This is a genomic window from bacterium (assembly GCA_037143175.1).
GTDB lineage: Bacteria > Verrucomicrobiota > Kiritimatiellia > CAIKKV01 > CAITUY01 > JAABPW01.
In genome coordinates this window covers 21,301-32,930 of record JBAWZF010000032.1, presented here as the reverse complement: position 1 = coordinate 32,930, position 11,630 = coordinate 21,301, and the positions used below count along the sequence as shown (strand labels likewise).

12 protein-coding genes are annotated in these 11,630 nt (G+C 54.5%); 7 read left to right on the top strand and 5 right to left on the bottom strand.

All coding sequences use genetic code 11. The features are described 5' to 3' along the window. Positions 1–247 precede the first annotated feature (247 nt). Positions 248–724: a HipA N-terminal domain-containing protein gene (locus tag WCI03_10380; protein ID MEI8140261.1), complete on the top strand. Its 477-nt coding sequence runs from the start codon at positions 248–250 to the stop codon at positions 722–724. On the opposite strand, the gene WCI03_10375 is transcribed toward WCI03_10380, so the two are convergent. After that, a complete protein-coding gene (locus WCI03_10375) occupies positions 645–1,535 on the bottom strand; it encodes an AraC family transcriptional regulator (GenBank protein MEI8140260.1) in 891 nt (296 codons plus the stop codon). The genes WCI03_10380 and WCI03_10375 overlap by 80 nt on opposite strands. Positions 1,536–1,619: 84 nt before the next feature. Between WCI03_10375 and WCI03_10370 the strand changes: the two genes are divergently transcribed. The 3 genes from WCI03_10370 to WCI03_10360 all read left to right on the top strand — a co-directional run bounded on the left by WCI03_10370 (position 1,620) and on the right by WCI03_10360 (position 3,779). Further along, a complete protein-coding gene (locus WCI03_10370) occupies positions 1,620–2,825 on the top strand; it encodes a uroporphyrinogen decarboxylase family protein (GenBank protein ID MEI8140259.1) in 1,206 nt (401 codons plus the stop codon). 33 nt (positions 2,826–2,858) lie between these two features. Beyond that, positions 2,859–3,197, top strand: coding sequence for an L-rhamnose mutarotase (locus WCI03_10365; protein MEI8140258.1), 339 nt, complete (start codon positions 2,859–2,861; stop codon positions 3,195–3,197). A gap of 147 nt (positions 3,198–3,344) precedes the next feature. After that, entirely contained in the window at positions 3,345–3,779 is a 435-nt protein-coding gene (locus tag WCI03_10360; protein MEI8140257.1) for a hypothetical protein, read from the top strand. 74 nt (positions 3,780–3,853) lie between these two features. Here WCI03_10360 and WCI03_10355 read toward each other — a convergent pair whose 3' ends face one another. The 4 genes from WCI03_10355 to WCI03_10340 all read right to left on the bottom strand — a co-directional run bounded on the left by WCI03_10355 (position 3,854) and on the right by WCI03_10340 (position 8,253). After that, positions 3,854–5,566 (bottom strand): carbohydrate binding domain-containing protein, encoded by a 1,713-nt coding sequence (locus WCI03_10355; GenBank protein MEI8140256.1) that lies wholly within the window; start codon positions 5,564–5,566, stop codon positions 3,854–3,856. Positions 5,567–5,661: 95 nt separating this feature from the next. Continuing rightward, positions 5,662–6,456: a TorF family putative porin gene (locus tag WCI03_10350; protein MEI8140255.1), complete on the bottom strand. Its 795-nt coding sequence runs from the start codon at positions 6,454–6,456 to the stop codon at positions 5,662–5,664. Between the two features lie 34 nt (positions 6,457–6,490). Next, complete coding sequence (locus WCI03_10345) at positions 6,491–6,832, bottom strand: P-II family nitrogen regulator (protein ID MEI8140254.1); 342 nt, start codon at positions 6,830–6,832, stop codon at positions 6,491–6,493. A gap of 47 nt (positions 6,833–6,879) precedes the next feature. After that, positions 6,880–8,253: an ammonium transporter gene (locus tag WCI03_10340; protein ID MEI8140253.1), complete on the bottom strand. Its 1,374-nt coding sequence runs from the start codon at positions 8,251–8,253 to the stop codon at positions 6,880–6,882. Positions 8,254–8,671: 418 nt separating this feature from the next. On the opposite strand from WCI03_10340, the gene WCI03_10335 reads away from it, so the two are divergent. Genes WCI03_10335 through WCI03_10325 form a run of 3 tightly spaced genes read left to right on the top strand, consistent with a single transcriptional unit; the run spans position 8,672 to position 11,626 of the window. Continuing rightward, entirely contained in the window at positions 8,672–9,508 is an 837-nt protein-coding gene (locus WCI03_10335; protein MEI8140252.1) for a PTS sugar transporter subunit IIA, read from the top strand. A gap of 20 nt (positions 9,509–9,528) precedes the next feature. Beyond that, complete coding sequence (locus WCI03_10330) at positions 9,529–10,272, top strand: RNA methyltransferase (GenBank protein ID MEI8140251.1); 744 nt, start codon at positions 9,529–9,531, stop codon at positions 10,270–10,272. Further along, complete coding sequence (locus WCI03_10325; protein ID MEI8140250.1) at positions 10,265–11,626, top strand: MATE family efflux transporter; 1,362 nt, start codon at positions 10,265–10,267, stop codon at positions 11,624–11,626. Before WCI03_10330 ends, WCI03_10325 begins: the two co-directional genes overlap by 8 nt. Positions 11,627–11,630: the final 4 nt, after the last annotated feature.

Here is an 11,630-nt window from a genome sequence, read left to right as displayed (position 1 = left end):
CTTGCGGTACACAGCATTTCCAGTGCTGCGCCTTAGACCACTCGGCCACCTCTCCAAAGTCGTTTGTATTCAAGCAGTTACGATGATGTATTTATTAGAAATTGACGTCATTTTAACCCCGTGTCACCATTTTATCACCAAATTAGATAACGAGGGCTGTAATGCTTAAAACGGGTTGCAGCATAAGGAAGCGAGGGGCATCTTGGCAAGTGATTCTTTCGCGTAAGACCAAGGCTGCGTGAAACTCATGGGGTGGACACGAGCCCGCCGATGCGTATGCCTGCGCCGACCGGCAAAGAAGGAGGGGGCTTCCCGGAATATCCTTCCGGCCACAACGCAAAACCAATTCGATTTTGTGGAAGGACTCGATGAGGGGGGCACCTACGAATACGGGGTTCTGGTGACTAATGAGACACTCCCCATCGTGGCCTTGGCTCAACTGTACCGGGATCGGGCTGACTGCGAGAATGTGCTGGTCTCCTACCGTTATGAACAAGACTGGCTTCGCCAGCCTCACGCCTTACCGCTTTCCCGATCGTTGCCGCTCCAAGGTGAAGCGTTTGAGGGGAAGAAAGCTCGTCCGTTCTTTGCGGGCATACTTCCTGAAGAAGGGCCACGTCAGCGTATTGCTTCCATTCTGGGAATCAGCGAACGCAACGATTTTGCCATGCTGGAACGTATCGGCGGTGTTTGCGGCGAAATCTGGCGGGGGACTCGCAGATGATATTCTTGAATACGCGGCTGAAGTAGGCGCGATTCGGGAACCCAGTTTGATCTGCGATGGCATCAATCGTTTCATCCGTCTGCAGCAATAGCCGGGTTGCTTCCCGTATGCGCATTTCGGAAACATACCGTGCCGCTGTAGTCCCGAAGTGCCGTTTGAAGACCCGCTCGAATCCCGCAACGCTTAGACCGGCAAGCTTGGCTAGGGATGGGTTGGCTAGCCCCGTGCCGAGGTTCTCTTGAATGTATTGTTGGACATGCGTCAGGTTATCGGGCAAGGGAGGCTGCCAATGAAGTTCACGCCGTGCCAATACGACATGGAGCAGTGCCAGGCTATTGTGGAAAATAGCGTCCATAGGTTCCCATGTTCTATCGGCGGCGATCATCTGTTTTAAATTGCGGATCAGACACAATTCGGTGTCTTGGGGTTTAAGTAAAACCGGAGGGGTGTAATCGACGCGAAGCGACCGTGAGAAACTAAACGCCAACCAGAATGTCGGAACGGGGTTGCGTCCCAGACAGTGGAACAGGCAATGGGGGGGTATCAGCATGAAGTGTTGAGGGGTCAGTTCAACTATGCGTTCGCCAAACAGCACACAATGTCCTTCTTCACTATTGTAGTAAAGCCGCCAGAAGGGACTGAATACGCTGGGAAAGTTCCACTCCCTGTTGGAGGGGAGATATCCGGCTTCGTGCAGGGTGATGCCGGTCCGTCCGGGTTTGACCCCGAGCGGGTCAAACTCGATACCGACGCCGGAAAAGGGGCGCTTATAAGCACCGACGTTGACGCGGCCATGTATTGAATAAGACATAAAACTGAGTCTAGAGGACATAGACATTGGCGGCAAGAAAAGAGTAATGATATGGCTGTCCATTATATACAGGAGTGAGCAGCCATGAGCATGTTTGACACCGTTGGTAAAGAGGTATTGTCCTCCCGTAAACCTGGCACGCAGGTAAAACTTGAGCGTATGCGCAAGGCTTTGCGCCATGAGGAGCCGGATCGGGTGCCGATCAGCGACTTTTTCTGGGGCGGATTTATCCGGCGATGGAGGGAAGAGTTGAGGCTGCCAGCAGATGCAAATCCTTATTATTACTACGATCTTGACTGGATCTGCACCGTCCCGAACATGGATCCGTGGGTTCGATCCTTCGAGATCCTGAAGGAAACGCCACAGGAGGTCACGGTGAAGACAGGCTTCGGCGCCATCATGCGTAAGGTGTACGACTTCCCCATGCCTGAGTTTGTTGGCTGGGAAGTTGATTCTATCGAAAAACTCGAGGCGGCCGTCAAGACCTTCGATTCACATTTCGATCCGCGCCGTTATTTGAGCGCGGGCGACAACCAGATAGCGGGGGTTGGCGATGGATTTGAACGCAACAGCCCCCCTTGGGTGAATACGGTAGCCTCGCTTTGGCCCGATTTCCCGGTATTTGGAAGCATCATCGAGGTTAACGAGTGCTTGACCCGCCTGATTGGCCCCGAGAACCACATGTTGTGGGTGGGGATGGAACCGGAGCGCATGGCGGACGTGGTGGCGCAGGTAGGACAGTTCTATCTGGACTGTGCCAAGGCGCAAATCGATGCTGCTTCAGGGAAACTGGACGGGTTCGTGATCTGGGGCGATATCGCCTACAAGTGCGGCACGTTCATGCATCCAGACTTCTGGCGTGAACACTACAAGCCCTGGGTGAAGGCCATTACCGATCATGCCCATTCCAAGGGGCTGATGGTGATCTATCACGGCTGTGGGAACGTCCATGCGGTCATTCGGGATTTCGCGGAGATGGGCGTCGACGCCTATAATCCGCTCGAAGTCAAGGCGGGCATGGATGCGGTGGACTTGCGGCGCGAACTCGGCCACACTCTCGGGTTTTGCGGCAACAGTGATATCCAGATCTGGGAAAAGGGGGATCCGGTAACTATTCGGCGGGAAGTGCTTCGCAAGTTGAACGCGGCTAAAGGTGGCGGTTATATATTCCAGTCCGACCACTCGGTGGCCAGTAACGTTTCAGGCAAGACCTATGACATGATCGTCAAGCTGGTGCGACAGTATGGAAAATACCCCATGAATCTCGGCGAATATGATGAGTTAATCTGATGAAGGAGAGCAGGCATTTGACTGGAGGACATGATGAAACGCTATGGTTCGGTGATTGGTCTGAAGGAAGAAAAGATCGCGGAATACAAAACCCTTCACGCGGCCGTCTGGCCTGACGTGCTGAAGATGATCGCGGCGTGCCGCATGCGGAATTACTCCATCTATCTTCGGAAGATGCCCGATGGAAAGCATTATCTGTTCAGCTATTTCGAGTATACCGGGTCGGACTTTGCCACGGACTGTGCCGCGATGGTTGCGGATCCCACCACGCAAAAATGGTGGTCATTCTGTATGCCCTGCCAGGAGCCGCTGCCGGATCGGCTCAAGGGCGAGTGGTGGGCGGGAATGGAGGAAGTGTTCCATTGTGAATAGGGTCTTTTGTCTAGGAGGTTAGGGTATGATTTGGGAACGAACCATTGTGTCAAGGGTTGGATAATAGTTGAGGTGTGATCATGTTGCACGATGTCAGTCATGAAGCAATGAAATCGGGAACTGCGGAAATTACGTTGTTGTCAAAGGATGCTGATGTTCTCCGGCGGTTTGCGGCAGACCATCTACACTGATGACTCCAACGCCGTGGTGTCGCGCCATTTCCACAAGCAGATTTGCGAGCGGGAGGACCTCGACAAGATCAGGATGCCGATAGTTACGCATAATATGGAGGAGACAGACTCCCGCTATCGATTGATGCCTTCAATCTATGAGGGAATCATGCCTGTGAAGAAAACGGGCCAAACCCATGTTTGGTTTACGCCTTGGGATTTCCTGATTCACTGGTGGGGCATTGAGGAGGCCATGACCGACATGTATGATCGGCCGGAACTGGTTCATGCGGCCGTCTTTGACCAACTCGTCATGGGATTCGGTGGCGGTGACCACGCCGCCGTCCAGGATGTAAATCCGCTGGCAGCGCATGGCCGTGCACCGGTTTCCTCTTGCCTGCAATCGCGATAAAGTATTGGCTCGTTTGACGGATAAAGTGACCAAAGCGGTTCAAATGATATGTTGCGATGTGACATTGACCCCACTCAAAAATTGGCGCGGTCGCTAAATTCTTTGGTATGTTTGAAGTTGCTTTGCCAAGTGGTGTACATCACGCCGTCTACGCCTTTAATGCCTTTCGAGTCTTTTAACCATGAGGCGATCATTTTTGGGTCGCCATCGTAATACCCGGCTAGAATCTGCTTATGGCCCAAACTGGCAAAATGTTCGAGCGATTGGCGCCGGGTTTTGGGCTCCATCTGCCAGCTCACCACGGTGACCTCTTCAGGTAGGTCTTTCCAGGCGCCATACCAGGGGCCCTCTCCTTTCACCAGATAGTAACGACCCTCCTTGCGGGCGTTGTGGGTCGGGTCAAACATGTCTGACCATATAAAGAGAGGCTTGCCGGGATCGGCGGCCTTGATGATGTCTACGCAGTGGCGGACATTATTGCCGAGAATCCGGGCGGGGTCTCCGCCTTGTTTTTGGCAGGATTCGTCCCAGCCTTGCATTCGGATTTCATCATGCATCATCATGTAGCCATCCGGATGAATGGCGTCTCGCACCTGTTGAATCTGTTCCGTGAGGATCTCATAAACCTTGGCTTCACTCATGCAACAGGAGACCTGTCCGTCATAAATGATGGCAGTATGATAATAGTCGGCGAGCACCCGTTGTCCTTCCGCCAACTGCCCGCCGGGCAGAGTGCTGATGGCGGGTAGGGCGTGCCACGAGCTGTAATCGCCTGCCCAAGGATCCATTCCAAGTAACGGGTCGTTAATAGGCTTAACATCGCGGCCTTCCTGATAAAGAACAGAGCCGCCTTCGTTGTAGAGTCGAAGCGGGGCGCCGGGGCGCCGGAGGACATTCATGAATCCTGCGGGTTCCACTTGCACGTTGTCCCACCAGATGGTGCCTGTTTCTCCTGCCCAAGTGCCCAGGTAAAGGGTCGCCGTGGAGGATTCCAGTGTGTTGAAGGTGATGTGGATGGTTTTCCAGTCTTGAGTCTGTTCGAATACAGGCGTTTGGAAATTCAGGGTCTGTCCCTTTTCGCCCAGTACCATGATACGGGTGTCTTGGGCACTCCAGTTGAGGGTTTTGACGTCAACTGACACGTGATAGTTGTGGAAGGGCTGAAGCTTGAGGGTTTGGCAGGCTCGGGCATGTTTGTGCTCCGGTTCAAACTTTGCCACATCCTGCATCCGGAGTGAGGCATGGCCCTCTCTGTGGATATTCGTGTCCATAAATGAAATCTGGCCCGGTGCGTCGACGAATTTCCAGCCGTCAGGTGTGTTGGCGTGAAAAGACTCAAATCCACCGTTTCGGAAAGCAATCGCCTCATCCGGGATAAGCGTGCCGTTACGGACAACAAAGTTGGCGCCGCGCACAGGCAATCCTTCCGCCAGATGCGGGTTACGGCTGAGGAGACTATTGGAATAGCCCATCGGCATAACGGCTGCCACCAGTTCCAGTTTCAGGCGGCGGCAGGTGTCATGCATTTCCTGCCAGTTCTTTTTGTAAATGTCGGGGACAGAATCCCAGCGCATGAACTTGTAGTCATTGAAGACTACGCCGGTGTAACCCTCGGTGGCGACTCGCTCCAGCAGCGCCATGGTTTGGATCATGTGTTCTTGTGGGAGTAATCCCGTTTGCAGGTAGAGCCAGCGCCTTGGCAGGGGAGGGGAAACATTACCGGGCGATTCAGTGGCGGTCAAAGAGAGCGGGAGCAGCAGGGCGAGGATTATAAGTATTCTTTTCATAACACCACATCCTATTCCTCTTGTGCGGAAATTAAAGTAGCAAAAAAACAGGCCGGCTGTTTAGGGCCGGCCTGTTTCATGTTGATGATAGTAACTTAGAAAACGTAGGAGGCCTTGATGCTGCCGAGCACGAAGTCCTTCTCCGGATAGAGACCAGCGGCACCGTCCTTGATGTCGCCATCAGGCAGGGCAGTGTACTGAAACGCCGGGGTGATGGTGAGGGACTTGGTGACCGGGATGGCCAGCGCGGCCCCGACATTCATATCGTTCAGCGCGTTTTGGTCTACGCCGAAGTAGAAGGCGTTATACTCAGCGGTCGCCGCGCCCAGCGAGGCGCAGAGAGCCAGTGTGGTTTTCTCCGTAAGGCTGTGGCTGTAGGTGAACGCCAGGTTTCCGTAGACGCCATCCGCTTCGTCGAAGTCATAATAGACGCTCAACGTCGGGACGATCAACAACGTAGGCAGCGAGAGGGTTCCGTAAACCTCGCGGGTACCCTTGAAGGTGGTATTCGGGAAGGAATACTCAATCAATCCCGCTCCCAAGGCCACGGCCCCCACTGTCTTGGAATAGCCTAACGTCAGATCCATTTCTGATAAGTCCGGGGCATCTTCGGTGACGGCGTCCGTGAGGTTCATATTCCCCCAGGTGTTGATCGTGAACGATCCTTTGCCGAGGGTGAACGAGGGCTGTAGTACAGCTTCCTTATTCAGGACTTGTCCACGCCATACGTACCCATTGGCCAAGGTTGCTTCGGCCAGGGCCGACGGCGGGGTGGGGGCGGGAGCCTCCGCCCAGGCGAGGCTTGCCCCGCCCAATACCACCGTTATCACCATGCATCGAAAATAGTTGTTTGGTAACCTGCTTGTCCGTCCGTTATTGCGTGTTATCATGTTTTGTCTCTTTCTGTATTTATGATTTGTGAGTTTATCCGATCGCTGCACCACCCGTTTCACCCGTTCGGATGCGTATGCATTCTGGTAGGTCGAGGACAAAGATCTTGCCGTCCCCGACTTCCCCGGTGCGCGCCCCGCCGGTGATGGCCTCGATAGCGGGCTTGACGAACTCGTCATTCACCGCAATCTCGAGCTTCATCTTCTTCAAGAGGGTCCCGGCCTCCTTGTGGCTCCGGTAGACCTGGGCGATACCGCCCTGGCGACCGCGCCCCATGACGCTGGTCACGGTAACCAGGTTGATCTTCTTGTCTGTTAACCGCTCGAGGACTTCGTCCATCCGGTCGGGTTGAATCACTGCTATGATGTATTTCATTTTTGTCCTTCAATTCGTTATTTGCTAATCGTTGTTAGGTCGTTTCCTTAGTCGAGCATCGTGTACCCGGTTTCGCGATGGTCCGTCAGATCCAGGCCGATCCGCTCAGATTGTTCAGTCGCACGCAGGCCGATCACTTTGTCCACCAGTTTGAGCAGGACGAAGCTGACCACGCCCGAGTAAGCCACGGTGATCGCCACCGCCTTGAGTTGGATGATGAACTGAGCGGGGTTCCCGTAGAACAGGCCGTTCGCGCCAGCGCTATTGACGGTGGTGGTCGCCCACAATCCCGTCGCCAACGCACCCCAGATTCCGCCCACACAATGCACGCCGAACGCATCCAGAGCATCGTCATAGCCAAGTTTCTCTTTCACGAAGCTGACGAACAGGTAGCAGATGACGCCTGCGCCCAAGCCGATTCCGATGGCGCCGCCAATATTGACGAAGCCCGCAGCCGGGGTGATCGCTACCAGACCGGCAACTGCACCAGAGATCAAGCCCAGCACCGTCATACGCCGATTGAACGCCACATCCATCACTGCCCAGGCCAACCCGGCAACCGCTGTAGCAACGTGTGTTACCACAAAGGCATTAGCCGCCAAACCGTTTGCGCCCAGTGCGCTTCCGGCGTTGAAGCCGTACCAGCCGAACCACAGCAGGGCTGCGCCCATGACCGCAAACGGTAGGTTATGTGGCGGAGACAGTTTGTGGGGATACCCTAAGCGACGTCCCAGCACCAAAGCCGCGACCAGGGCCGCAACACCCGCATTGATATGAACCACGGTACCACCGGCGAAATCCAACGCGCCCATCTTGCGGACGAATCCGCCAACGCCCCAGACCCAGTGACACACGGGATCATAAACAATCGTGGACCAGAGCAGCATGAACACCACAAACGCCGAGAACTTCATGCGTTCCGCAAAGGCGCCGATGATCAGGCCAGGGGTAATCACCGCAAACATCATTTGAAAGATCATGAACGCTTGATGCGGAATCGTCCCCGCATAGTCTGCATTCGGTTCCAGTCCGACGTTCTTTAGAAACGCCCAGTCCAGGTTCCCGATGAGTCCCTTGATATCAGGGCCGAACGACAGGCTGTATCCGAAGATCACCCACTGTAAGCTTACGGCGCACATCAGGAAGAAGCATTGCATGAGGACCGAGAGCACATTCTTTTTCCGGACCAATCCTCCGTAGAATAAGGCAAGGCCGGGGATGGTCATCAACATGACCAATGCCGTGCTGACCAATACCCAGGCGGTGTCACCCGAATTCACGGCTGAAGCCGTGGCCGCCGGAGCGGCGGCCACGACCGCCGTGGTTGCAGTTGTGGCGGCCTCTTCCGCCAGGGCGGGCAGTGCGCCCGCCAGTGCCATTCCCGTTCCCATCAGTCCTGTTAGCCATCCTAACCTTTTCACGTTTTGTCCTCTTTCTCTTGTTGTTGCTTGTTAAAACTATTTATTCGCGACGTGTTTATTCAATACCATCTTCCGTGCCAAGTTTTGGATATGAAGGCTGTAAATAGTAATAACATGTTGATTATGAATATATAATGAATTTTCATGAATTATACAATGGTGTCTTGCGTTTCTGCATTGTTACAATAATGTCCTTCATATCACGTATGTTGCATAGCTGGTTATGTTGGTCATGGTGGTATTTGTCGGAGTCGGGGAGAAGTTGGCGGATCGGTTTTTGCCGTTGTATCTGGGGGCACTTGGGGCGCGATTTGCATCACTTGAAATATTCCATGCATTGACATAGAGGCCAATACTGATCATAATGGTCTCCGGTTTTTCAAGCATTGCAACGATTTTGGAAGGACTTTCTCTTACTATGCATCCGAAGATTAATCATTTGATCCAGTTACAGGAACTTTCGCTCATTCGTGCTGAACAGAAGGCCCATCGCGGGGGACATCGGTTGGACGAACTTACCGCGGCCATTAATGATCTGACCGCGCAACTCTCGCCTGAGATTCAAGCTCTGGTGCAGCGTATGCAGAAGCGGGACTTCATCATTATTGCTCCTATGACGAATGGAGCCTGTAATGCCTGTGGCATGCGATTGCCTACCAGCCATGTTCAGCAGGTGAAAGTCTCGGATCAGCTTCAGGTGTGCCCCATATGTACCCGTCTCCTCTATTTCCAGGATGGTTTGGCCAAGAATATCGGCAAAGCCGTTAAGCACACCGAGCCGCGGAAAGTGGGTATTGCGCGCTTCTCCTCGCCCGCGCTGATGATTCCCCGGTTGACGGCCACGACGTGTGAGGGCGCAATCGCTGAGTTGGCGAAAAAGATGCAGGAGGAAGGGGTCGTGGATGATGCCGATAAGTTGATCGAAGCGGCGCTTAAACGCGAATCGATTGTCAGCACTGCCTTGGAGCATACGTTGGCGTTTCCTCATGTTCGTGGTGTTGAAGGCGGCGGGCTTACCTTGGGCCTGGGGATCAGTCCCAAAGGCATTAAGTTCGATGAAAATGACAAAGGCCTCACCAAGATCATTTTCTTTATGGTCATTCCCACCGCGGCCAGTGCGTTTTATCTCAAGTTGCTGGCAGGATTGGCGGAAACGTTTACCGATGCCGAAGCGCGCAAGGCGTTGAGTGCAGAGGAAAGTCCTGAAAAATTGTGGAAGGCACTGATCAAACTGACCAAGAAGACGGTTCAGTAACCCCTCGGTTTTCCCGCGACATGGCAAACATCAAAATTGTGTTAGTGGGCCCCTTGTATGGCGGGAATGTGGGATCGGTTTGCCGGGCCATGGCGAATACAGGGCTTTCGGAATTGACGTTGGTTTCACCTGCGGCCACCCTTGATTACAACGAGGCCAGGATGATGGCCGTGGCGGCGGGTGGCATTCTGGAGCAGCGGCGTGAGGTTGCGACCTTGGAGGAGGCCGTGGGCGACTGTGGCCTGGTGATGGGGACAACGGTCCGGCCCGGACTCTACCGGCAACATGTCAAAACGCCGCGGGAATGGGCTCCCGATATTCTGGCCTCTGCTTCTGTAAAAAAGGTTGCCCTGGTTTTCGGGCGCGAGAACTGGGGATTGACCAATGAGGAACTGGCCATTTGCACCAACCTCATTCAGATTCCCACATCGCCTGAATATCCTTCACTCAACCTCTCGCAGGCGGTCTTGATCTGCTGTTATGAATTGTATGTTGCTTCCGGCACGTTTGAGCCCCCTGTTGAAAAATCCGAAGAATGTTCCACTTCGACCCGTGAACATATGTTCAGGATGTGGCACGACATGCTGATGGAAGTGGGATTCATGAATGAACAAAAATCCGCACACATGATGCTGGGGGTGCGCCGGATTTTTTCCCGTTCGCCACTGACCACGGATGATGTGAACATCCTGATGGGAATCGCGCGTCAAACGCTCTGGAAGGCGCGGCAAGGTGTTGGCAACAACCCGTCGGATCATGAATGAGCTCCGTTCAAACGCTCAATCCTTGACGACGGGCTCGGTGTGGCAAGGCCTGATAGGGCTGGCCTGGCCGATGTTCGTCAGCACGACACTTCAAAATCTCCAGAGTGTAATCGGCCTTTTCTGGGTGGGTCGGCTTGGATCTGATTCTGTCGCGGCGCTGGCGATGAGTGGTACCCTGCTGATGATGCTTTTTCCCGTGGTCATGGGGTTGTCGACTGGCACGATCGCGATTGTTGCGCGGAGTGTGGGCGCGGGGAATCCGGCCGAGGCCGCTGAAGTGGGCGGGCAGTCTCTTCTTGCGGCCTTGATCTGCGGGGTGATTGCCGGAGTGGCGGGTTGGTATTGGGCGGGGGATCTCTGCCGGTGGCAGGGCGCTACTGGTGAGGTGGCCCGGCTGGGGACCCAGTATTTGGGAATTTCATTTCTGGGTTGCTTTACCGTTTTTATTCTCTTCATTGGCAACAGCATTCTGCAGGCCTCGGGGAATACCGTCATACCGATGTATGCCATGGTGTTGGCAACAGTGCTTAATCTGGTTCTTGATCCTATTTTCATTTTTGGTTTGCTGGGAATGCCGCGTATGGGGGTTGAGGGGGCGGCACTGGCCATGGTGTTGGCTCAAAGTGTGGCCGTGGTTGTAGTTTTGCGGGCACTGGTTCGCGGTAAAAGCGGGGTGAAGGTGGGGTTAGCGGCCTGGCGTCTTCGACTCGATCCGATCTGGCGCATCATGAAAGTGGGTATTCCCAGCTCAGGGCAGATGTTGTCCCGGAGCCTGATGAGTGTGGCGTTGATGTGGATTGTGGCGAAGTATGGGACGAATGCCGTGGCGGCTTATGGGATTGGGGTCCGCTTTCATATGATGGCCCTGATGCCCGCTTTTGTTTTGGGAAATGCGGCCGGTGCGATCGTGGGGCAAAATCTGGGGGCGGGCCGTCCGGACCGCGCTCAGCGCGTGGCGTGGCTGGCCACCGGGCTGGATGCCATTATTATGTTTGTGCTGGCACTCGGCTTGACGATCTTTGCCACGCCGCTTGTCCGGTTATTCGATCCTTCCCCGGAGGTCGTGCTGGCCGGGGCCAGTTATCTCCGGATTACGTCGTTCTTCCATGTGTTGGCGGCGCTCTCCATTGTGTTGGGCCGTGCGCTACAAGGAGCGGGAGATACGGTGGCACCGATGGTTGCAACGATTGTGGGGTTATGGGGCGTGCAGATTCCTTTAGCCATTTTCCTGGCACGCCATATGACGCCTTCGACAGATGGCATCTGGTGGTCAGTCGGCATCGCCATTCTGGTCAACGGGCTGATGGTGACTTTCTGGTTTATGACCGGCCGCTGGAAAACCAGAAAAGTATGACCCG

What these genes read in the sequence shown, in the direction of transcription:
- WCI03_10360 (MEI8140257.1), top strand. Translation starts at nt 3,345, where the DNA reads ATGCTGATGTTCTCCGGCGGTTTGCGGCAGACCATCTACACTGATGAC.
- WCI03_10325 (MEI8140250.1), top strand. Translation starts at nt 10,265, where the DNA reads ATGAATGAGCTCCGTTCAAACGCTCAATCCTTGACGACGGGCTCGGTG.
- WCI03_10355 (MEI8140256.1), bottom strand. Translation starts at nt 5,566, where the DNA reads ATGAAAAGAATACTTATAATCCTCGCCCTGCTGCTCCCGCTCTCTTTG.
- WCI03_10380 (MEI8140261.1), top strand. Translation starts at nt 248, where the DNA reads ATGGGGTGGACACGAGCCCGCCGATGCGTATGCCTGCGCCGACCGGCA.
- WCI03_10370 (MEI8140259.1), top strand. Translation starts at nt 1,620, where the DNA reads ATGAGCATGTTTGACACCGTTGGTAAAGAGGTATTGTCCTCCCGTAAA.
- WCI03_10350 (MEI8140255.1), bottom strand. Translation starts at nt 6,456, where the DNA reads ATGATAACACGCAATAACGGACGGACAAGCAGGTTACCAAACAACTAT.
- WCI03_10375 (MEI8140260.1), bottom strand. Translation starts at nt 1,535, where the DNA reads ATGTCTTATTCAATACATGGCCGCGTCAACGTCGGTGCTTATAAGCGC.
- WCI03_10335 (MEI8140252.1), top strand. Translation starts at nt 8,672, where the DNA reads ATGCATCCGAAGATTAATCATTTGATCCAGTTACAGGAACTTTCGCTC.
- WCI03_10345 (MEI8140254.1), bottom strand. Translation starts at nt 6,832, where the DNA reads ATGAAATACATCATAGCAGTGATTCAACCCGACCGGATGGACGAAGTC.
- WCI03_10365 (MEI8140258.1), top strand. Translation starts at nt 2,859, where the DNA reads ATGAAACGCTATGGTTCGGTGATTGGTCTGAAGGAAGAAAAGATCGCG.
- WCI03_10330 (MEI8140251.1), top strand. Translation starts at nt 9,529, where the DNA reads ATGGCAAACATCAAAATTGTGTTAGTGGGCCCCTTGTATGGCGGGAAT.